We start from the raw sequence: 20,907 nt of genomic DNA, 5'->3' as shown, positions 1-20,907 counted from the left end.
TTTGTTGACAACCCTCTCTCGTTGTGTTATTGTACGGATAACGAAAGGATGGTTAGCTATGCTTGTTTTGATACGCGGCGCAGGCGACATTGCCACCGGCATCGCTTTGCGGCTGTACCGCACCGGGATACAGGTGGTCATGACCGACCTGCCCCGCCCCACCGCCATACGGCGGACGGTGTGCTTCTCCCCCGCCATCACCGACGGTGAGACAACAGTGGAGGATGTGCGGGCCGTCCGCGCCGACAGCCCGGCGCAGGCGCTGTCCCTGCTGGCACAGGGTGCGGTACCCGTCCTCCCCGACCCGGAGTGCCTGTGCCGTGAGCAGCTGCACCCGGATGCCCTGGTGGACGCCATACTGGCCAAGCGCAATCTGGGCACCCGCATCACCGACGCCCCCGTGGTGGTAGGCATCGGGCCCGGCTTCACCGCCGGAGAGGACTGCCACGCGGTAGTGGAGACCATGCGCGGCCACACCCTGGGCCGCGCCATCTATCAGGGCAGCGCCCTGCCCAACACCAACATCCCCGGCCTCATCGGCGGCTACGCCGGCGAGCGCGTGCTCCGCGCCCCGGCAGACGGTGTCTTCACCCGGATACTGGACATCGGCGACGAGGTCCAGCCCGGTGACATCGCCGGGACCGTGAACGGCCAGCCCATGAAATGCACCATCGGCGGCGTGGTGCGGGGTATCCTGCCCAGCGGCACGCCGGTACACCTAGGAATGAAATCCGGCGACGTGGACCCACGGTGCAAACCGGAATACTGCACCACCGCCTCGGACAAGGCGCTGGCCGTTGGCGGCGGCGCGCTGGAGGCCATACTGCACCTGACCGGTGCACTGCGATAGGAGACAAGTCATGGAAGAACAGAACATCAAACTGACAAAACTGACCAAGTGCGCCGGCTGCGGCGCCAAGGTGGGCGCGGGCGTACTGGCGCAACTGCTGGAGGGCATCCGCGTACACCACGACCCCAATTTGCTGGTGGGCTTCGACAAGAGCGACGACGCCTCCGTGTATAAGATCAGCGACGAGCTGGCCCTGGTGCAGACGGTGGACTTCTTCCCCCCCATCGCCGACGACCCCTACCTGTTCGGCCAGATCGCCGCCACCAACGCCCTCAGCGACGTGTATGCCATGGGCGGCGAGCCGAAGCTGTGTCTGAACATCATGGCCGTGCCGGAGGATATGCCGAAGGAGGCCGTGCATGACATCCTTCGGGGCGGCTATGACAAGGTCTATGAGGCCGGGGCCCTGATCACCGGCGGTCACAGCATCCTGGATGATGAGCCGAAATACGGCCTGGCCGTGACCGGCTTTGTTCACCCGGACAAAATGCTCACCAATTCCGCCGCGCGGCCCGGCGACGTGCTGGTACTGACCAAGCCTATCGGCATCGGCGTGCTGACCAGCGCCGGGAAAGCCGACCTGCTGACGAAAGAGACAGTGGACTTCATGAACCGGATGATGACCACCCTGAACAAGGCCGCCCGGGACGTGATGGTCCGCTATCGGGTCCACGCCTGCACCGACGTGACCGGCTTCGGTCTGATGGGCCACGGCTTCGAGATGGCCCAGGGCAGCGACGTGGCACTGCATATCGACGTGTCCGCCATCGACCTGATCCCGGAGGCACTGGAATTCGCCCGGATGGGCGTGCTGCCCGCCGGTATGTACCGCAACCGCAGCTTCGCCGAAGCCGGCGTGGACGTGGGCACCACCGAGCTGGCCGTACAGGACCTGCTGTTCGACCCCCAGACCTCCGGCGGCCTGCTGATGGCCGTAGACCCTGCGGACGCAGACGCACTGCTGGCGGAGCTGACACCGGTAGTGCCCAGCGCCCAGCGCATCGGCACCGTGGGCGAATATCACGGCGGCAAGCGTATTCTTCTGCGATAACCAAAAACCGGGCGGCAGTGCCGCCCGGTTTAATTCATGCCAAGGCCCGTATGGCCGCCAGTGCCGCGTCCACGTCCGCTTCCGTGCTGGCCCAGCCCAGCGAAAACCGCACAGTGCCCTGAGGAAACGTCCCCAGTGTTTTGTGGGCCGAGGGCGCACAGTGCAGGCCGCAGCGGGTCAGGATGCCGTACTGCGCTTCCAGCGCATAGGCCATCTCGGCGTTGTCGCGGCGCAGGAAGTCCACGGAGATGACGCCCACCCGACGGTCCATATTCCGGGGACCCACCAGTCGGACCCCGGGAATATCCGCAAGACCGTCCAGAAACCGAGCGCACAGCGCCCTCTCGTGCTGCCGCAGAACGTCCACGCCCGTCTCCTCAATAAAGCGCAGGGCCGCCTCCCAGCCGTAGCAGCCGGGGAGATTGGCCGTACCGGACTCAAACCGGTCCGGCAGATAGGGCGGCAGGTACTCGCTGTCCGAGGCACTGCCGGTGCCGCCGGCGATCAGGGGCGTCAGCTTTTTGGCGAAATCGTCCCGCAGCAGCAGCGCGCCCACGCCGCCGGGGCCCAGCAGCCCCTTGTGGCCCGGTACCGCCATGGCACTGAGGCCGAACGCCCGAAAGTCCACGGAGAGGTGTCCCGCCGTCTGGGCGGCGTCCAGTGCAAAGGGCACACCCTTTTCCGCGCAGATGCGGCCGATAGCCGCCGCGTCCTGTACCGCGCCGCAGACATTGGAGCCGTGGGCCATGATGACCAGTCTCGTATTCTCCCGGAACAGCCCCGGCAGGGCGTCCAGATCTGCAAAACCCTCGGCGTCACAGGGAACGCGGCTGACCGCCACCCCCGGCAGGCGCAGCAGCGGCCGCATGACCGCGTTGTGCTCCATGCTGCTGACGATGCAGTGGTCGCCGGGACGCAGAAGGCCGGAGATGATCATATTCAGCCCCGCCGTAGCACCCGGCGTCAGAATAACGTGGGTAGGCGGCTCCGGGAAACCGAACAGCCGGGCCAGCCGCTGCCGCAGTGTCAGCGTCACCAGCCCCGCCTCCTGGGCGGCGGTATACACGGAACGGTTCACGTTGGCCCCCACGCAGTCCAGATAGTATTTCATTCGATCGCTGACCCCCGCCGGCTTGGGGAACGACGTGGCGGCGTTGTCAAGATAAATGGCCTCCATGCAGGCACCTCCTCACAGCTCGTGACCCATCATACCACAGAAAGTGAAGTTTGTCACGGTCTTGACTTTTCCGGTACAGTGTCGTATAATGGCATCGCTATTCTTTAAAAGAAATAACGCAAAGGAGAGACATATCACATGAAAAAAGTAAGTTGGATCGTGGTCATCGCCGGCGCGGTGGTCGGTCTGGCCGCCGTGGTGCTGACCCATCTGGGCAACCCGGCCAACATGGGCTTCTGCATCGCCTGCTTCCTGCGGGACATCACCGGCGCGGTGGGTATGCACGGCGCAGCCAAGGTGCAGTACGTCCGGCCGGAGATCATCGGTCTGGTGCTGGGCGCGTTCATCATGTCCGTGGCCACCAAGGAGTTCCGGGCCAAGGCAGGCTCCTCCCCCGCCACACGCTTCGTGCTGGGCGCCTTCGTCATGATCGGCGCGCTGGCCTTCCTGGGCTGCCCCCTGCGGATGGTCCTGCGTATCGGCGGCGGCGACCTGAACGCCGTGGTGGGCCTGGTGGGCTTCACCCTGGGCATCTTCATCGGCATCCAGTTCCTCAAGCGCGGCTTCTCCCTGAAGCGGGCCTATCCCGTTGGGAAGGGCGAGGGCGGCGTGCTGCCCATCGTGATGACCGGCCTGCTGATTTTGGTCATCGCCGTGCCCAGCCTGTTCAAGTTCAGTGAGGAGGGCCCCGGCTCCAAGCACGCGCCCATGCTGGCTGCACTGCTGATCGCCGTGGTGGTGGGCGCTCTGGCCCAGCGCGCCCGCCTGTGCATGGTGGGCGGCATCCGCGACGCCATGCTGTTCAAGGATTTCAAGCTGCTGTACGGCTTCGTGGCCATCTTCGTGGTCGTCCTGGCGGGCAGCCTCATCACCGGCAGCTTCAAGCTGGGCTTTGAACTGCAGCCCATCGCCCACAGCAGCCAGCTGTGGAACCTGCTGGGCATGGTCCTGGTGGGCTGGGGCAGCGTACTGCTGGGCGGCTGCCCCCTGCGTCAGCTGATCCTGGCCGGCGAGGGCAACGGTGACAGCGCCGTGACCGTGTTCGGCATGATCGTGGGCGCGGCCTTTGCCCACAACTTCGGTCTGGCCGGCAACGCCGACGCCATGAACGAGGCCAAGGAGATCGTGGTGGGCGGTCTGTCCAACAACGGCAAGGTAGCCGTGTGCCTGGGTATCCTCATCATGCTGGGTGTGTCCCTGTGGAATATGCCCAAGGCTGTCAGCGCGCCTGTTGAGGCCGCCAAGTAAAGGAGGAACATCACAATGACTGTTGACGCAAGAGGTTATTCCTGCCCCATGCCCGTGGTGATGGTGCAGAAGGCCGTAAAGGCCGATGCCCCCGCCACCCTGGAGGTGCTGGTGGACAACCAGTGCTCTGTGGAGAATGTCACCCGCTTCGCCGAAAACAGCGGCTACAAGGTCGCCGTGGCGCCGGAGGGTCAGGACTTCCGTCTGTCCCTGTCCAAATGAGCCGCTACATCGCCACGTTCCACACCCATCTGTCCGCTCTGCTGACCTGCCAGCGCCTGACGGCCGCGGGGGTCCGGGCCCGGATGATGCCGGTGCCCCGCAAGCTCAGCGCCTCCTGCGGCACCTGCGTGGACTACGAGGCATCGGGGCCGCTGCTGGAGCAGATGGACACCGATGTGGAGCGCGTGTTCGCCGTGGCTGGCGAGACATACACCCTGCTGTTGCAAAACGAATGAAAAGAAGTGACCGCTTCCGCGGTCACTTCTTTTCATTCCCGGCCCTCGGGCCGTAGCGCCTATTTCTTGTTTTTACGGGCCAGACGGGCGATGTCGCCCACACCGTCCAGAATGACGTTGGGCTGATAGGCATACGTCTCCACCGTTTGACGGGTGGACACACCGGAGAGCACCAGCACCGTGGACATACCGCTTTCCAGACCGGAGATAACGTCGGTGTCCATGCGGTCGCCCACCATCACCGCGTCGGCGGAGTGGCAGTGCAGCAGCCGCAGGCCGGTCCGCATCATCAGGGGGTTGGGCTTGCCGCAGAAATAGGCCTGCTTGCCGGTGGCCATCTCGATGGGGGCCACCAGAGCGCGGCAGGCCGGAGCAATGCCGCTTTCGATGGGGCCGGACACGTCTGAGTTGGCGCCGATGAGCTTGGCGCCGGCCATGACCAGGTTCACCGCCTTGGTCAGCGTATCCAGAGAGTAGGTGCGGCCCTCGCCCACCACCACGTAGTCCGGGTTCACGTCGTTCATGGTAAGGCCCGCGTCGTACAGGGCGTTCAGCAGCCCCGCCTCGCCGATGGCGAACACAGAGCAGCCGGGAGCCTGGTCCTTCAGGAAGGCCGCCGTGGCCAGGGCACTGGTATAGAAATGCTCCTCCGGCACATCCAGTCCCATCCGGGCCAGCTTCTGCTGCAGCTCACGGGGCGTGTAGCCGCTGTTGTTGGTCAGGAACAGATACTCCTTGTTCTCCTCATGCAGCCACTGGATGAAGTCCGCCACGCCGGGCAGGATCCGGTTCCCGTGGTAGATGACGCCGTCCATGTCGCAGATAAAGCCTGTTTTCTGGTTGAAGTCGATAAAGTCTTTCGGCATAATGGCCCCTCCCGTCTGTTGCTGCTCTCAGTATACCACAGCGCAGCGGCGCTTTCCATAAGGAGAACGTAAAATTTTACCGCTTTCCGGCATAAAAAGGCCCGCTTTGCAGCGGGCCTTTTCGATGTACTTACTTGCTCAGGTACTCGTCGATGGACTTTGCGCCCAGCTTGCCGGCACCCATGGCCAGAATGACGGTGGCCGCGCCGGTCACGGCGTCGCCGCCGGCATACACCGCCTGACGGGAGGTCAGGCCCTCCTCGTTGACGATGATGCCGCCCTTCTTGTTGACCTCCAGACCCTTGGTGGTGGACTTGATCAGCGGGTTGGGGCTGGTGCCCAGGGACATGATGACCGCGTCCACGCTCAGGTCGAACTCGCTGCCCTTCTTCTCCACGGGACGGCGGCGGCCGGAGGCATCCGGCTCACCCAGCTCCATCTCGATGCAGGTCATGGACTTGACGCAGTCCTGCTCGTCGCCGTTGATCTGGACGGGGTTGTTCAGCGTCTTGAAGATGACGCCCTCCTCGATGGCGTGCTCCACCTCCTCGTGACGGGCGGGCAGCTCCTCCATGCCGCGGCGGTACACCACGTACACCTCGGCGCCCAGGCGCTTGGAGCAGCGGGCGGCGTCCATGGCCACGTTGCCGCCGCCGACCACGGCCACGGTCTTGCCCTTCAGGTCCATGATGGGGGTGTCGCTGTCCTCGCGGTAGGCCTTCATCAGGTTGATACGGGTCAGGAACTCGTTGGCGGAATAGACGCCCTTCAGGTTCTCGCCGGGGATGTTCATGAACATGGGCAGGCCCGCGCCGGAACCGATGAACACGGCCTCAAAGCCGTACTCCTCCATCAGCTCGTCAATGGTGATGGTGCGGCCCACCACGGTGTTGGTCTCCACCTTGACGCCCATGGCCTTCAGGCCGTCCACTTCCTTCTGGACGATGGCCTTGGGCAGACGGAACTCGGGAATGCCGTACACCAGCACGCCGCCGGCCAGATGCAGCGCCTCGAACACCGTGACCTCATAGCCCTTCTTGGCCAGGTCGCCGGCGCAGGTCAGACCTGCGGGGCCGGAGCCGATCACAGCCACCTTATGGCCGTTGGGGGCGGGGACCGCCGCGGCCTCGGTGCTGTGGGCGTTGTGCCAGTCAGCCACAAAGCGCTCCAGCCGGCCGATACCCACGGGGTCGCCCTTCTTGCCGCGGACGCAGTGCATCTCGCACTGGCTCTCCTGGGGACACACGCGGCCGCACACGGCGGGCAGGGAGCTGGTCTGATGGATGACCTGATAGGCGCCCTCGTAGTCCTTCTCCACGATCTTCTGGATGAATTCGGGGATACGCACGTTGACGGGACAGCCGTCCACGCAGGGGTGGTTCTTGCAGTTCAGGCAGCGGGCCGCCTCGTCCAGCGCCTGCTCCTCGGTGTAGCCCAGGGCCACCTCCAGGAAGTTTTTGTTGCGGACATTGGGGTCCTGGGAGGGCATTTCGTTCTTGTCCAAACGCATATTGATCTTAGCAGCCATCTTACTTTACCTCCTGCTTGAACAGATTGCAGACTTCCTCGTGCTTACGCACCTCGAAGTCGTGGTACATCTGGTTGCGCTTCACCGCCAGATCCCAGTCCACCTTCTGGCCGTCGAAATCGGGGCCGTCCACGCAGGCGAACTTCGTCTCGCCGCCCACGGTCAGGCGGCAGCCGCCGCACATACCGGTGCCGTCGATCATGATGGGGCTCATGGAGACGGTGGTGGGCATATTGTAGGGCGCGGTGGTCTTGCAGACGAACTTCATCATGACCATGGGGCCGATGGCGAAGATCTCATCGTACACATTGCCCTCGTCCAGCAGCTCCTTCAGCGCCTCGGTGACCAGACCCTTGCGGCCGTAGGAGCCATCGTCGGTGCAGACCTTCAGCACGGAGGAGACCGCCTTGAACTTATCCTCCAGAATGACCACGTCCTTGCTCTTGAAGCCGACCACCGCGTGGACCTCGGCGCCGCAGTCGTGAAATTTCTTCAGCACAGGATACGCGATGGCGCAGCCCACGCCACCGCCGACCACGCAGACCTTCTTCTTGCCCTCGGTCTCGGTGGGCTTGCCCAGGGGACCCACAAAGTCGTGCAGACACTCGCCCTGCTGCTTGTGGCTCAGCTTTTCGGTGGTGGCGCCCACGGTCTGGACGATGATGGTCACGGTACCCTTCTCGCGGTCATAATCATGGATAGTGATGGGGATACGCTCGCCGTTCTCATCCACGCGCAGGATGATGAACTGGCCCGGCTCTGCCTTTTTGGCCACCATGGGTGCCTCGATCTCATAGAGGATCACAGTGGGCTTGAGCGCTTCTTTCTTGACGATACGGTACATACATCACGGCTCCTTCACTTTGTATTTTGCGGCGGAACAGCCGCCGTCGGTTTCCGTTCTTTCTATTGTATCATTCCACAGAGAAACCGTCAATTATCAGATATTCTAAATCCCGGAAACAAATGGAAAAAACCGCCGCTCTTTCGGGCGGCGGTTTCGTGTATCATTTGGTCACGCGCAGCAAACACTTGACTTCCGTGCTGCCGATCTTAATGGTCAGTGTAGTCTCACCGCGGCTGACGGTCTTTACCGTGCCGTCGGCGGAAACGGTGGCGATGGAGCTGTCGGCGCTGCTCCACGCGGCGGTCATGTCGGTGCCCTTCACCGTGAAGGAGCAGCTCAGGCCCACCGGCAGGGATATGTCGAACGTGCCGTCGTTGGGCTTGATGATCGTGCCGTATTCGCTCTCCAGCGTCAGCTTGCTGACGTCCACGCTGCCGGTGCTGGGCTTGTTGCTGTTATTGGGCTTGGTGGTCGTGCTGTTGTTGTCGGGCGTATCGGTGCCGTTATCCGGCGCGTCGCTCTCTTCCTTGACGGTGACGGTGCAGGTGACGGACTCGCCGTTCACCTCGGCGGTAATGACCGCGTTGCCCTTGGTCAAAGCCGTCACCTCACCGGCGGAGTTGACGCTGGCCACGGTGGGCGCGCTGCTGCTCCAGGCCGCGGCATCCTCCGTACCGTTGACCTTCAGCTCGTCCTTGTCGCCCACATTCAGCACCAGAACGGTGCGGTTCAGGGAGATCGTGGGCGTGACGGGCGTGTTGTCAGGCTTGTCGATGGTGTCGTCGGGCTTGTCCACATCGGTAATGGGGGGCTTCTCGCCGGTGATGGCCTCCTTGATCTGGTCGCCGAAGATCAGCCACACCACCAGCGCCGCCAGTAGGATCAGTACAACGATGGCCACCGGCCCCAGTACGCTGGGTGTTTTGCGGCGGCGGCTCTCGGCGGCGCGGCGGCCACGGCTCTTCCGCAGCTTACCACTGTAATAGGCCTCGTCCTCCTCGCAGAAGGGGCAGGTCTTATAGCTATCGGAGAACATCTCTCCGCACTTGGGGCATTTGATCAGACTCATTATAGAAAACCTCCATACCGGGCATTGGATTTACATAATACATATCATACTCATTTTTGTGCCGCCCGTCAACTGCATTTCGAGGAAATTCATCCTTTTTTTACAACACTTCACGCCGGCACTTGCTTTTCCCGGCCGCGCTTCTTATAATAGAGCCAGAGAAATGCGGGGAGGCGCAACTATGAACACCATTTTCATCGGCATCGCCGGCGGCACCGGCAGCGGCAAGACCACGCTCACCGAGCACCTGGCTGCACGCTTCGGCAGCGACATCAGTGTGGTACACCACGACAACTACTACAAGCGGCAGGACAGGCCCTTCGCCGAGCGCTGCCTGCAAAACTACGACCATCCCGACGCCTTCGACACCGACCTGATGATCGAGGACCTGAAGGCGCTGAAGCGGGGCGAGACCATCCACTGCCCCGTGTACGACTACGCCATCCTCAACCGTACCGACGAGACGGTGGAGATCAAGCCCACCAAGGTGGTCATCGTGGAGGGCATCCTGATCTTCCAGAACAAGGCGCTGCGTGACCTGTTGGACATCAAGATCTTTGTGGAAACAGACGCCGACGTGCGTATCCTGCGCCGCGCCCTGCGGGACGTGGAGGAACGCGGACGGTCGCTGGAGTCCGTGGTAAATCAGTACCTGACCACCGTGAAGCCCATGCACGAGCAGTTCGTAGAGCCCACGCGGAAGTTTGCGGACATCATCGTGCTGGAGGGCGGACACAACCTGGTGGCGCTGGATATGATCATGCAGCGCATCGCCGGACATATCAAGGAGAACTGACATGGCAAAGGTCCTACGGCATATATTGGCTGTCCTCTGCCTGCTGGCGGCAGTGTTCTTCCTGCTGCCGCTGGGCATAGGTATCCTGCACTTCGGCATGGTCTGGCCGGCGGCGCTGCTATTGCTGTGCGCCGCGTGGCTCACATGGCCGGGCTTCTTCCGCCGCTTGCTGCGGCCAAAATGGCTTCGCGCGCTGGCGGGCTGTGTGATCGCCGTGTGTATGACGGCCATTCTGGTAACGCTGGGTAAAATGGCCATGGCCGCCGCGGACCGGCCCGCCGACGGGCAGGACTGCACCGTGGTGGTGCTGGGCTGCCAGGTGTTCCCGGACGGGCACCCCAGCCTGATGCTGCGGGGCCGCATCAACGCGGCCTATGACTATCTGACCGCACACCCGGACGCCCTGTGCGTCGCCTCCGGCGGGCAGAACGGCAGCGAACCCATCAGCGAGGCCCAATGTATCCGTGACACGCTGGTGTCCATGGGTATCGCGCCGGAGCGTATCCTGCTGGAAGACCAGTCCGCCTCCACCGAAGAGAACCTGGCCTTCTCCGCCGCGCTGCTGCGGGAGAAGGGCCTGTCCACGGATGTGGCCATCGCCTCGGACAACTTCCACCAGCTCCGCGCAGCCATCTGGGCGCAGCGCAGCGGACTGACACCGTATTCCGCCGGCTGCGCCAGCCCCTGGTTCCTGACCGCCGGCTACTGGGCGCGGGAGACAGCGGCACTGCTGTACATGGTGGTCACCGGCGGATGAACGGGCGTTTCCCGGGATTTCGCGAGTTAGTGTATGCTAACTAAAAACCTTGAATTTCCACGGAAAATGGGGTTGATTTTTTCATTTTTCATGGTACAATGTGTTTACAATCTTAATGGAGGTACTTACTATGGCTTATCAGATCGGTTCTGCTTGCGTGAGCTGCGGCGCTTGCGCTGATGCTTGCCCCGTGGGCGCTATCTCTCAGGGTGATGATCGCTACGTCATCGATGCCGGCGCTTGCCTGGACTGCGGTTCCTGCGCTGACACCTGTCCCAACGGCGCTATCAGCCCCGCTGAGTAATTGAACCAAGCACAACGATGAGGAAAAGTGACCGGCACCGCCGGTCACTTTTTTGTTGTATCCCCCCGGGTTTTGTATTACAATGGTGTCATCATGGTATCAACATGGTATCAACGCAGTGTCACCATGATATCATCCGCCGATAAGGGCAGACACCCCTTTGTCAACGGATAGTACAGCTATGTGCAGAGGAGGAAGCGGCATGGAGCACTGGGATGAGCTGTGGCCGGGCGGTTTTCGCTTCCGCTTTGACGACAACGTGTTCAAGCCCTCCACCGACACGTTCCTGCTGGGGGACTTCGCCGAAGTGCGGCGTGGTGAGCGCGTCTGTGACCTGGGCGCCGGGATCGGCCTGCTGGGCCTCCTGCTGCTGGCGCGGCAGCAGGAACTGCACATCACCAACATTGATATCGACAGTGCTGCCTGTGCGCTGGCGGAAGAAAACGCCGCCGTCAATGGTCTGGAGGACCGCGTTGCCGTGCTGCGGGCCGACCTGCGGGATCGGACAGCTCTGCCAAAAGCCGGGAGTTTCGACCTGTGCGTGGCCAATCCGCCCTATTTCCCGCCCCACACAGGACGGGTGGCGGAGGGAAGCCGGGGCACGGCCCGGTCCGAAACCGCCTGCACCTTTGACCAGTTGTGTGCTGCGGCAGCGTATCTGCTCCGCAGCGGTGGACGGTTCTGCCTGGTCCACCGGGCGGAACGGACGGCGGAGCTGATGGACGTCCTGCGCCGCCACCGGCTGGAGCCGAAGGTGCTGCGCTTCGTGCAGAAGGACGCACAGACGCCGCCGCGGCTGGTGCTGCTGTCCTGCCGCCGCCACGGCGGGGCCGGACTGGCGGTGCACACGCCGCTGCTGCTACAAGCAGACGGCGGCGAAAGCGGCGAGCTGCGCCGCATCTATTTCAAGGACAGGGGGTAATTCCCAATGGCAGGTATCCTGTATCTGGTGGCCACGCCCATCGGCAACCTGGGCGACTTCTCGCCCCGCGCCGCAGAAACGCTGGCCCGGGCAGACTTCATCGCAGCGGAGGACACCCGCGTCAGCGTGAAGCTGCTGAACCATTTTGACATCAAAAAACCGCTTGTCAGCTACCATGAGCACAACCGCGCTGCGGCGGGTCAGGCCATTTTGGAACGTCTGCTCTCCGGCGAAACGTGCGCGCTGGTCACCGATGCCGGCACCCCGGCCATCAGCGATCCGGGGCAGGATCTGGTGGCCCTGTGCGCCGAAAACGGCGTGACGGTACAGGCCATTCCCGGCTGCTGCGCCGCCATCGCCGCCCTGGCCGTGTCCGGGCTGGACACCCGGCGCTTCACCTTCGAGGGCTTTCTGCCCTCCGGTAAAAAAGAGCGCCGCGCTGCCCTGGAGGAGCTGACCGGTGAGGCGCGCACCATGGTGTTTCACGAGGCGCCCCACCGCCTGCGTCAAACCCTCGCCGACATGGTGGAGCTGCTGGGAGACAGGCCCGCCGCCCTGTGCCGTGAGCTGACAAAGCTCCATGAAGACACTGTCCGCACCACACTGGCCCAGGCCGCGGATTTCTACCGGGACAACGAGCCACGGGGGGAGTACGTTCTGGTGATAGCGGGCCGGGAGAAGCAGAACCTGCCGGCCCTGACGCTGGAAGAGGGCGCAGCACGGGTGCTGGCCCTGCGGGACGGCGGTATGAAGCTGAAAGAGGCCGTGCGTCGGGTAGCGGACGACACCGGCCTGCCCCGCAACGCCCTGTACGATACCGCGCTGAAAGCATAAGACGAAAAAAACAGTGCCGCCCCAGTGGGCGGCACTGTTTTTTCTTGTTTTCAGGTCTTTTGCAGCTCGCGCCTGCACTTGGCGCAGATATTCTTGCCGCGGAACGCGGATATATCCTTGTTGCCGTCGCAGAACACGCAGCCCACATGGACGCGGCGCAGCACGATGCCGTCGCCCTCCACGCTGATCTCCATTGTCTCACGCTCGCCGATATCCAGCGCGCGGCGCATTTCGATCGGGACCACGATCCGGCCAAGCTCGTCGATGCGGCGGACAATACCGGTAGATTTCATGTCCTCTCCCCCCTCTATGCAGTAATAACAAAATCCCCGCAAATTTTATACCTGTACTTTAACATATTCAACGAAGCATGTCAACAACAATTCGAAACGTGTCGAGAATTTTTGCAAATAACCGCACAGACCGCCGCGTAGACTTCTCCCGTAAGGAGGTGCGCGGTGTGGTGATGGGGATATTCTGGACGCTGATGGTAACGGTGTCCCTGGTGTACGGTGCAGTCAGCGGCCGTCTGTCGGCGGTGACAGCGGCGGCACTGGAGGGTGCCGCTGCTGCGGTGGAGCTGGTACTGGTCATGGCTGGGGCACTGTGCCTGTGGTCCGGCGTGCTGGAGCTGATGCGGCGCAGCGGCATGGCGGCGGGACTGAGCCGCCTGCTGCGCCCGGTCCTGCGGCGTCTGCTGCCCCAGGCAGGGCGGGACGAGGAGACGCTGGCTGCCCTCAGTGCTAACGTCAGCGCCAATCTGCTGGGGCTGGGCAACGCCGCCACGCCGGCGGGTATACAGGCCGCCAAACGTATGGCGGTGGGCTGCGGCGGCACCGCAAGCGACGAACTGTGCCGGCTGGTGGTGCTGAACACCGCCTCGGTGCAGCTGCTGCCCTCCACCGTGGCCGCCCTGCGGGGCGGCCTGGGCAGCGCCGCGCCGCTGGATATCCTGCCGGCGGTGTGGCTGTCCTCGGCGCTGTCGGTGACAGCGGGCCTGGCCTGCGCCCGGGTGCTGGGCCGGGTGTGGAGGACATGAGATGGAGCCATTTTCCGCCTGGATACTGCCGCTGCTGCTGTCCGGCGCCGCTCTGTGGGGCACCCGGCGGCGCGTGGATGTCTACGACGCCCTTGTCACTGGAGGAAAAAGTGGCCTGCAGGTAGCGGTATCCATTCTGCCGGCGCTGGCCGCCCTGCTGACGGCGGTGTATATGCTGCGGGCCTCCGGCGCATTGGATGCCCTGACGGCTCTGCTCGCCCCGGCGCTCACCGTTCTGGGCGTACCGCCGGAGACGGCCCCGCTGCTGGTGATACGCCCGCTGTCCGGCTCCGGGGCGTTGGCCGCCGGCGGCGACATCATGCGCCAATACGGACCGGACAGCTACATCGGGCGCTGCGCCGCCGTGATGCTGGGCTGCACCGAGACGACGTTCTACACCGTCGCCGTCTATTTCGGCGCGGCGGGGATCAAGCGGACACGCTACACCATTCCCGCCGCCCTGACGGCGGACCTGGCTGCCTACCTGGCCGCGGCCTGGTCCGTCCGGCTGTTCTTTGAGACGTGAAAAAGCCACCCCTCACGGGGTGGCTTTTTCATAGTTTACATCTTCTCCGGTGCAGAGCAGCCAATGAGCGTCATGCCGTTTTTCAGCACGGCGCGGGCGGTGTCCGCCAGCTTCAGCCGTGCCAGCAGCACGTTCTCCGCTTCGCCCTTGATGCGGCAGGCGTTGTAGAATTTGTGGAACGCGGCAGCCAGCTCCACCAGATAGCGGTTGATGAAGCTGGGATCGTAGTCCCGGGCGGCCAACTGCACCACGGCAGGGTACTGGGCCAGCTGCTTGATGAGGGCCTTCTCCTCGTCGGCGGTCAGGACGGACAGATCAGCCTCCGCCGCGGCGGGAACGGTATATCCCTCCGCCGCCAGCGCCTTCACCAGCGTGCAGATACGGGCGTAGGCATACTGAACATAGTAGACCGGGTTCTCGCTGTCCTCCCGGACGGCCAGGCCCAGGTCGAACTCCATCTGCGTCTCCGGCTTGGCGTTGAAAAACCAGCGGCAGGCATCCACAGGGATCTCGTCCAGCAGGTCGGTGAGACTGATGGCCTTGCCGGTGCGCTTGGACATACGGACGGTCTCGCCGTCGCGGACCAGCTTCACCAGCTGCATCAGCACGATGTCCAACCGGTGCTGGCCATCCAGGCCCAGAGCGTCCATAGCACCCTTCAGCCGGGCCACATGGCCATGGTGGTCGGCGCCCCAGATGTTGATAACCTTGTCAAAGCCGCGGACGGCGAATTTGTTGCGGTGATAGGCAATATCGGCAGCGAAGTAGGTATAGAACCCGTTGGCGCGGCGCAGCACGTCGTCCTTCAGGCCAAGCTTTTCGATAGCCTCGTCGCTCTTGCCCTCCTGCCGCAGCTGGGCGGCCAGGATATCGGAGGTCTTCAGCCACAGCGCGCCGTCCTTCTCATAGGTATAGCCCCTGTCCGTCAGCGCCTGCACTGTGTCAGCCACATAGCCGCTGTCGTGAAGGGAAGACTCGAAGAACCACTGGTCGTACTGAATGCCGTACCGGGCCAGATCGGCCTTCATCTTGGGGATATTGACGCTGAGACCGAACTGGGCCAGGGCGTCATGGCGGGTCTTTTCGTCGCAGTCCAGATACTTATCGCCCTCATTCTCGTAGAAAGCCTGGGCCAACTCCCGGATATCGTCGCCGTGGTAGCCGTCCTCGGGGAATTCCACCGCGTCCTCGCCCTTGATGATCTGGAAGTACCGGGCCTCCAGACTCTTGGCGAACTTTTCGATCTGGTTGCCCGCGTCGTTGACGTAGAACTCACGCCACACGTCCGCACCGGACTTTTGCAGCACGCTGGCCAAAGTGTCTCCCAGCACGCCGCCCCGGGCGTTGCCCATGTGCATGGGGCCGGTGGGATTGGCGGAGACAAACTCCACCATGTACTTCCTGCCAGCCAGCGTGTCGTTCTCGCCGTACTTCTCCCCTGCCGTCTCAATGCCGGAGACGGTGTCGGCGAACCACTTTTCGCCCAGACGGAAGTTCATGAAGCCGGGGCCGGCGATCTCCACGGAGGTGAAGTAGCTGCCCTCCAGCGTCATGTTGTCGATAAGGGTCTGTGCCACCTGACGGGGGTTCATCTTCATGGCCTTGGCCGCCGCCAGGCAGAAGGTGGTGGTATAGTCGCCGTTGGCGGTGTCCTTGGGGATCTCCACCGCCGGCTCGGCGGTGATACCGGCAGGCAGCAGCCCTGCGGCCGCAGCCTTTCCATATGCAGCCACTGTCAGCTGCCGTACCTGCGCCTTGGCGCTTTCGATCATATTCATGCGTCCTTCTCCTCTTTTGTCAAAGTCAGTGCCAGGTGCAGGGCGGACAGCGCCTGCGTGCCCAGCAGCAGTGTATACGTCAATGTGATATGGCCATCGCCCTTTCGGGGCAGGTGCCAGGACACCTCCTTCGTGTCCACGTGCAGCGTCAGCGCACCGCCGTCGCCGCCGGCGATCTGCGTGACCGTTTGCCGTTGAGGGTCCAGCAGCAGACCGTAGCCGCCGTCCTTGGACTCGGTGATGACAACGGCCCGGCGCTGCTGCGTCTCCAGCCGCATCTCCGAGGCCACGGCGCTTCCGTCCAGTTCGTTCTGCGCCGTATAGCGCAGGCGATAGCCATAGTCGGTCTTTTCCAGCGTCCCTGTGCCCCGGAAGGTCAATTCGTCCACGCCGCCGGCGAAATCACTGCGGCTGCGGACCAGTACCTGTACCTTGTCCATGTCAGTACCTCTCAATGTCCACGTGCTGTACCGCGCTCTCCAGCGGCCGCCGCAGAAACTGCCCTGCCAGCGCACCGAAGTCCTCCGGCTGATCGCTGGCATACAGTGTCAGTGTGCCGTGGTCACGTTGGGCCAGCGCACCCCGGTCTGACAACGTCTGCCGCAGGACCCGCGCCGCCGCAGCGCCGGAGTCGATGAGCGTCACGCCAGGGCCCATAATGTCCGCGATGATCTCCGTCAGCAGCGGATAGTGGGTGCAGCCCAGGATGAGGGTGTCGATCCCCGTGGCACGCAGCGGCTCCAGATACTCCCGGGCCACCGTCTCGATGACCGGATCACCGGGGCGGAAGCGCCCGTTCTCCACCAGCGGCACAAACAGAGGGCAGGCCTTGACATACACCTGAATGGCGCCGTCCAGCGCCGCCAGACAGCGCTCATAGGCCCCGGAGCGCACGGATGCCGCCGTGGCGATCAGGCCCACCCGCTTATTTCGGGTCGCCGCGGCGGCCGCCGCGCAGGAGGGCTTCACCACACCGAGAACGGGGATATCGTTCTCGGCCGCCAGCACCGGCAGAGCGTTGGTAGATACGGTGCCGCAGGCCACCAGCAGCGCTTTCACATCAAAGCTCCGCAGGAAATGTACATCCTGCCGGGCGTAGCGCAGCAATATTTCCGCCGAGCGCCCGCCGTAGGGCACACGGGACGTGTCGCCGAAGTATATAATGTTCTCAGAGGGGAGGATGCTACGTATCTCCCGCACGGCGGTCAATCCGCCGGAGCCGGAGTCGAACACCCCGATAGGCCGCTGATCCATATGCGCCCTCCTTTTTCCTGCCGCCGCGGCGGCAGTGCATAGTTTAACTCATATATTGTACTATGTTTCCCCTATCGTTACAAGCTAAAAATTGGCGCACCTGTTCATTTTTTTCTGTGGCAATCCCTGCGGGAACGTGCTATAATCGTGGAAATGAATTTCTGCCCGTGATGGAGGTGGTATGATGGAACTGAACATGACGGAAAAGCAATTCCGGCGTCTGCTGGATCTGGTGTATATCGGCAACTGGGTGCTGAACTCCACCCGTGGCGACGACCGCATCAAGGAGTACGACCAGGTGGAGAGCCTGGTGTTTGCCCACTGCCTGGACCACGGCATGGCGCCCCTGACGGAGTTGTACCAGGGAGAGCTGATCCCCTCCCGCGCCTTTGCCGACGGCGGTATCCATGAGGCCATCATGGCCTATGAGGACGCCACGTTCTTTGAGATACTGGCCCAGGAGCTGGCCCTGCGGGACATGGACGATCCCCCCATCACGCCGGAGAACTACGATGAGATCATGGCCCGGATGGAGACGTACTTAGGTGAGTTTGAACAGCACGGCACCGACAACATCACCGTGGACATGGAAGAATAAAATGACCCCCCGACGGTATCGGGGGGTCATTTTATTCACCTTTTACCGGAACATACTCCTCATAACGAAACCGCAGGCCGTTTTCCTCCATATCCGCCGAGCGCTTGTCCAGTCTCCACCCGGGATCGTGCTCCAGATCAGGGAAGAAGGCGTCCGCGCTGCCATCGGCGGCAATTCGTGTCATATAGACCCGATCGCACAGCGGCAGGAACATCCGATAGACGCTCTCGCCGCCAATGACCCAGCTGTCCTCATCGGCAGTCAGCAGTGCCTCCGCCGGAGAGTGGACGATCTCGGCCCGTTCTGCCGTGAAGCCCCGCTGCCCGGTCAGGACAATATTGCGCCGGTTCGGCAGGCCCCTCCCGCCGGGTAGGGACTCCAGCGTTTTGCGGCCCATGAGGACCGTATGCCCGGAGGTCAACTCCTTGAACCGCTTGAGGTCGGCGGGCAGGTTGAACAGCAGGGCGTTGTCCCTGCCGATTCCCCACTTCTCATCCACGGCGACGATGGCATACATGGCGTTCCCTCCTTAAATGGCCACAGGGATCTTGTCCTCGAAGGGCTGGGGGTCGTACCCCTCCAACGAGAAGCTGTCGCGGGTGAACTGATAGAAATCCGTCACGGACGTATCGATGCTGAACTTAGGCGCGGGACGCTCGTCCTTCTCCAGCAGCTTTTCGATGATGGGCACATGGCGGTCGTAGATATGAGCGTCGGCGATAACATGGACAAGCTCGCCCGCTTGCAGCCCAGACACCTGCGCCATCATGTGCACCAGCACAGCGTACTGCACCACGTTCCAGTTGTTTGCCGCCAGCATATCCTGGCTGCGCTGGTTCAGGATAGCGTTCAGCGTATGGCCGGAGACGTTGAAGGTCATGGAGTAGGCGCAGGGGTACAGTGCCATCTCGTGCAGATCCTGAAAATTGTAGATATTCGTCAGGATGCGGCGGCTGGCCGGGTTGTGCTTCAGGTCGTACAGCACCCGGTCCACCTGGTCCATCTCCCCCTCGGGATACTGATGCTTCACCGCCAGCTGATAGCCGTAGGCCTTGCCGATGGAGCCGTTCTCATCGGCCCAGCTGTCCCAGATATGCCCGCGGAGATCATGGATGTTGTTGGACTTCTGCTGCCATATCCACAGCAGCTCGTCGATACAGGTCTTGAAGTACGTTCGGCGGATGGTGAGGATGGGGAACTCCTGGCGCAGGTTGTAACGATTTACGATGCCGAATTTTTTGACGGTGTGGGCGGGCGTGCCGTCCTCCCAGTGGGGACGCACGTTCTGGTCGGTATCCCATACGCCGTGGGTAAGGATCTCCCGGCAGTTTTCCTTGAATATGCGGTCTGCGTAGCTCATGGCGGCGTCCTCCTGTGTGATTTTTTCTATTGTAGCACAGGATAAACCGAAACACCAGCGCTTTACGATAAGAAAAGTGAAATTACATTTTGATATGCCTGCCATAAGAAATTGCGGGTTGCAAGTTTCCGTTTCCTTGTTATAATATTCTGCGGATAAAACATAAGGAGGTATCTCCATGACTTATGATGTGATCATTATCGGCGCCGGCCCCGGCGGTATTTTTTCCGCCTATGAATTGATGCAGCGCAGGCCGGAGTGGAAGGTAGCCGTACTGGAGGCTGGCAACCCGCTGGAAAAGCGGCACTGTCCCATCGACGGCGACAAGGTGAAGTCCTGCATCCACTGCAAGACCTGCGCCATTATGAACGGCTTCGGCGGCGCCGGCGCATTTTCCGACGGCAAATATAACCTGACCAACGAGTTCGGAGGCACACTGTACGAATACATCGGCAAGCAGAAGGCCATGGAGCTGATGCACTACGTGGACGATATCAACGTGGCCTGCGGCGGCGCGGGGACGAAGCTCTACTCCACCGCCGACAGCGGCTTCAAGCGCTTGTGCCTGCAAAACAATCTGCACCTGCTGGACGCCTCCGTGCGGCACCTGGGCACGGACATCAACTATAAGGTCCTCGAGAACCTGTACGCCAAGCTGAAGGACCATGTGGACTTCCACTTCCTCACCCCGGTAAAGGCGCTGTCCATCACCGAAGATGGCGCCTACGAGGCCGAAACGGACAAGGGCGTGTTCACGGGACACAAGTGCATCATCTCTGTGGGACGCAGCGGCAGCAAGTGGATGGAGTCCGTCTGCCAATCGCTGGATATCCCCACCAAGTCCAACCGTGTGGATATCGGCGTGCGGGTGGAGCTGCCCGCCGAGGTGTTTGCCCCCATCACCGATGAGCTCTATGAGAGCAAGATCGTCTATAAGACCGAGAAATACCAGGATAAGGTACGCACGTTCTGCATGAACCCCAGAGGCGCGGTGGTCAACGAGAACACCAACGGCATCGTCACCGTCAACGGCCACAGCTATGAGGACCCCGCCATGCACACGGAGAACACCAACTTCGCCCTGCTGGTATCCAAACACTTCACCGAGCCGTTCCGGGACAGCAACGGCTACGGCGAGAGCATCGCGCGCCTGAGCAATATGCTGGGCGGCGGCGTGATGGTCCAGCGGTTCGGCGACCTGATCCGCGGCCAGCGCAGCACCCCCAAGCGCATCGAAAAGGGCTTCATGACCCCCACGCTGGCCGCCACACCCGGCGATTTGAGCCTGGTGATGCCCAAGCGTATCCTGGACGGCATCATCGAAATGCTCTACGCCCTGGACAAGATCGCCCCCGGCACCGCCAGCGACGACACGCTGCTCTACGGCGTGGAGGTGAAGTTCTACAACATGGAGGTGGCACTGGATAGAAATCTGGAAACGCCGCACAAGGGCCTGTTCGTCATCGGCGATGGCAGCGGCGTCACCCACTCCCTGTCCCACGCCAGCGCCAGCGGCGTGTATGTGGCCCGCTATCTGGCCGAGCACGAATGAGATACGAAACCGGGACGGCGCTGTCGCCCCGGTTTTTCGTTTGTCTTTGCCGTGCGGCTGTGGTACAATGTACAAAACCGCAAAGGAGGGGCA

The 20,907-nt window shown here is 62.5% G+C and carries 25 protein-coding genes; 14 read left to right on the top strand and 11 right to left on the bottom strand.

What is annotated here, in order from left to right; genetic code table 11:
* Positions 1-58 precede the first annotated feature (58 nt).
* Entirely contained in the window at positions 59-850 is a 792-nt protein-coding gene (yqeB, locus tag ACOMDU_RS10415; protein WP_421130246.1) for a selenium-dependent molybdenum cofactor biosynthesis protein YqeB, read from the top strand.
* Positions 851-860: 10 nt separating this feature from the next.
* On the top strand, positions 861-1,901 hold the full coding sequence (selD, locus tag ACOMDU_RS10410) for a selenide, water dikinase SelD (protein ID WP_421130245.1): 1,041 nt from the start codon (positions 861-863) through the stop codon (positions 1,899-1,901).
* Positions 1,902-1,935: 34 nt separating this feature from the next.
* Here the strand turns inward: selD and ACOMDU_RS10405 are convergent, their stop codons facing one another.
* The gene (locus ACOMDU_RS10405) at positions 1,936-3,078 is read right to left on the bottom strand and encodes an aminotransferase class V-fold PLP-dependent enzyme (RefSeq protein ID WP_421130244.1); all 1,143 of its coding nucleotides are present in this window, start codon (positions 3,076-3,078) and stop codon (positions 1,936-1,938) included.
* A 138-nt stretch (positions 3,079-3,216) separates the two neighbouring features.
* Here ACOMDU_RS10405 and yedE point away from each other — a divergent pair, with 138 nt between their 5' ends.
* From yedE to ACOMDU_RS10390, 3 genes are read left to right on the top strand one after another with little or no spacing between them, the layout of a single operon-like run.
* Complete coding sequence (gene yedE, locus ACOMDU_RS10400) at positions 3,217-4,326, top strand: YedE family putative selenium transporter (RefSeq protein WP_421130243.1); 1,110 nt, start codon at positions 3,217-3,219, stop codon at positions 4,324-4,326.
* Between the two features lie 15 nt (positions 4,327-4,341).
* Positions 4,342-4,548 carry a sulfurtransferase TusA family protein gene (locus ACOMDU_RS10395; RefSeq protein WP_421130242.1) on the top strand — a complete coding sequence of 69 codons (207 nt, stop codon included), beginning with the start codon at positions 4,342-4,344 and terminating at the stop codon, positions 4,546-4,548.
* Complete coding sequence (locus tag ACOMDU_RS10390; RefSeq protein WP_421130241.1) at positions 4,545-4,784, top strand: putative Se/S carrier protein; 240 nt, start codon at positions 4,545-4,547, stop codon at positions 4,782-4,784. Before ACOMDU_RS10395 ends, ACOMDU_RS10390 begins: the two co-directional genes overlap by 4 nt.
* Positions 4,785-4,843: 59 nt before the next feature.
* Here ACOMDU_RS10390 and ACOMDU_RS10385 read toward each other — a convergent pair whose 3' ends face one another.
* The 4 genes from ACOMDU_RS10385 to ACOMDU_RS10370 form a co-directional block, all read right to left on the bottom strand.
* A complete protein-coding gene (locus ACOMDU_RS10385; protein WP_421130240.1) occupies positions 4,844-5,650 on the bottom strand; it encodes an HAD-IIA family hydrolase in 807 nt (268 codons plus the stop codon).
* A 130-nt stretch (positions 5,651-5,780) separates the two neighbouring features.
* Complete coding sequence (gene gltA, locus ACOMDU_RS10380) at positions 5,781-7,178, bottom strand: NADPH-dependent glutamate synthase (protein ID WP_022135675.1); 1,398 nt, start codon at positions 7,176-7,178, stop codon at positions 5,781-5,783.
* Position 7,179: 1 nt separating this feature from the next.
* Positions 7,180-8,022: a sulfide/dihydroorotate dehydrogenase-like FAD/NAD-binding protein gene (locus ACOMDU_RS10375; protein WP_421130239.1), complete on the bottom strand. Its 843-nt coding sequence runs from the start codon at positions 8,020-8,022 to the stop codon at positions 7,180-7,182.
* A gap of 163 nt (positions 8,023-8,185) precedes the next feature.
* On the bottom strand, positions 8,186-9,094 hold the full coding sequence (locus tag ACOMDU_RS10370; RefSeq protein ID WP_421130238.1) for an Ig-like domain-containing protein: 909 nt from the start codon (positions 9,092-9,094) through the stop codon (positions 8,186-8,188).
* 181 nt (positions 9,095-9,275) lie between these two features.
* Between ACOMDU_RS10370 and udk the strand changes: the two genes are divergently transcribed.
* The 5 genes from udk to rsmI all read left to right on the top strand — a co-directional run bounded on the left by udk (position 9,276) and on the right by rsmI (position 12,707).
* A complete protein-coding gene (gene udk / locus ACOMDU_RS10365) occupies positions 9,276-9,890 on the top strand; it encodes a uridine kinase (RefSeq protein WP_421130237.1) in 615 nt (204 codons plus the stop codon).
* Between the two features lies 1 nt (position 9,891).
* Positions 9,892-10,647, top strand: coding sequence for a YdcF family protein (locus ACOMDU_RS10360; protein WP_421130236.1), 756 nt, complete (start codon positions 9,892-9,894; stop codon positions 10,645-10,647).
* A gap of 130 nt (positions 10,648-10,777) precedes the next feature.
* Entirely contained in the window at positions 10,778-10,951 is a 174-nt protein-coding gene (locus ACOMDU_RS10355) for a DUF362 domain-containing protein (protein WP_022135583.1), read from the top strand.
* Between the two features lie 202 nt (positions 10,952-11,153).
* On the top strand, positions 11,154-11,873 hold the full coding sequence (locus tag ACOMDU_RS10350) for a tRNA1(Val) (adenine(37)-N6)-methyltransferase (RefSeq protein WP_421130235.1): 720 nt from the start codon (positions 11,154-11,156) through the stop codon (positions 11,871-11,873).
* 6 nt (positions 11,874-11,879) lie between these two features.
* Positions 11,880-12,707: a 16S rRNA (cytidine(1402)-2'-O)-methyltransferase gene (rsmI, locus tag ACOMDU_RS10345; RefSeq protein ID WP_421130234.1), complete on the top strand. Its 828-nt coding sequence runs from the start codon at positions 11,880-11,882 to the stop codon at positions 12,705-12,707.
* Positions 12,708-12,757: 50 nt separating this feature from the next.
* On the opposite strand, the gene ACOMDU_RS10340 is transcribed toward rsmI, so the two are convergent.
* Entirely contained in the window at positions 12,758-13,000 is a 243-nt protein-coding gene (locus ACOMDU_RS10340) for an AbrB/MazE/SpoVT family DNA-binding domain-containing protein (RefSeq protein WP_421130233.1), read from the bottom strand.
* Between the two features lie 173 nt (positions 13,001-13,173).
* Between ACOMDU_RS10340 and ACOMDU_RS10335 the strand changes: the two genes are divergently transcribed.
* Together ACOMDU_RS10335 and ACOMDU_RS10330 are read left to right on the top strand one after the other, a co-directional pair.
* Positions 13,174-13,746, top strand: coding sequence for a spore maturation protein A (locus ACOMDU_RS10335; RefSeq protein ID WP_421130359.1), 573 nt, complete (start codon positions 13,174-13,176; stop codon positions 13,744-13,746).
* A gap of 1 nt (position 13,747) precedes the next feature.
* Positions 13,748-14,272 carry a nucleoside recognition domain-containing protein gene (locus ACOMDU_RS10330; protein ID WP_421130232.1) on the top strand — a complete coding sequence of 175 codons (525 nt, stop codon included), beginning with the start codon at positions 13,748-13,750 and terminating at the stop codon, positions 14,270-14,272.
* Between the two features lie 35 nt (positions 14,273-14,307).
* Here the strand turns inward: ACOMDU_RS10330 and argS are convergent, their stop codons facing one another.
* The 3 genes from argS to murI are packed head-to-tail and all read right to left on the bottom strand — an operon-like array spanning position 14,308 to position 17,304.
* Positions 14,308-16,050, bottom strand: coding sequence for an arginine--tRNA ligase (gene argS, locus ACOMDU_RS10325; RefSeq protein WP_421130231.1), 1,743 nt, complete (start codon positions 16,048-16,050; stop codon positions 14,308-14,310).
* Positions 16,047-16,490: a YwiB family protein gene (locus tag ACOMDU_RS10320; RefSeq protein WP_421130230.1), complete on the bottom strand. Its 444-nt coding sequence runs from the start codon at positions 16,488-16,490 to the stop codon at positions 16,047-16,049. Before ACOMDU_RS10320 ends, argS begins: the two co-directional genes overlap by 4 nt.
* Position 16,491: 1 nt before the next feature.
* The gene (gene murI / locus ACOMDU_RS10315; RefSeq protein WP_421130229.1) at positions 16,492-17,304 is read right to left on the bottom strand and encodes a glutamate racemase; all 813 of its coding nucleotides are present in this window, start codon (positions 17,302-17,304) and stop codon (positions 16,492-16,494) included.
* Positions 17,305-17,485: 181 nt separating this feature from the next.
* On the opposite strand from murI, the gene ACOMDU_RS10310 reads away from it, so the two are divergent.
* Complete coding sequence (locus ACOMDU_RS10310; protein WP_421130228.1) at positions 17,486-17,902, top strand: hypothetical protein; 417 nt, start codon at positions 17,486-17,488, stop codon at positions 17,900-17,902.
* A 31-nt stretch (positions 17,903-17,933) separates the two neighbouring features.
* Here ACOMDU_RS10310 and ACOMDU_RS10305 read toward each other — a convergent pair whose 3' ends face one another.
* Positions 17,934-18,419 carry a dihydrofolate reductase gene (locus ACOMDU_RS10305; protein ID WP_421130227.1) on the bottom strand — a complete coding sequence of 162 codons (486 nt, stop codon included), beginning with the start codon at positions 18,417-18,419 and terminating at the stop codon, positions 17,934-17,936.
* A 12-nt stretch (positions 18,420-18,431) separates the two neighbouring features.
* Positions 18,432-19,262 (bottom strand): thymidylate synthase, encoded by an 831-nt coding sequence (thyA, locus tag ACOMDU_RS10300; RefSeq protein ID WP_421130226.1) that lies wholly within the window; start codon positions 19,260-19,262, stop codon positions 18,432-18,434.
* 178 nt (positions 19,263-19,440) lie between these two features.
* On the opposite strand from thyA, the gene ACOMDU_RS10295 reads away from it, so the two are divergent.
* Positions 19,441-20,814, top strand: coding sequence for an NAD(P)/FAD-dependent oxidoreductase (locus ACOMDU_RS10295; RefSeq protein ID WP_421130225.1), 1,374 nt, complete (start codon positions 19,441-19,443; stop codon positions 20,812-20,814).
* The last annotated feature ends 93 nt before the right edge of the window (positions 20,815-20,907 follow it).

This window comes from Vescimonas sanitatis, from assembly GCF_049060325.1.
Classification (GTDB): domain Bacteria; phylum Bacillota; class Clostridia; order Oscillospirales; family Oscillospiraceae; genus Vescimonas; species Vescimonas sanitatis.
Note: the sequence above shows the minus strand (reverse complement) of the source record. Positions and strands in the feature narration are given on the sequence as shown.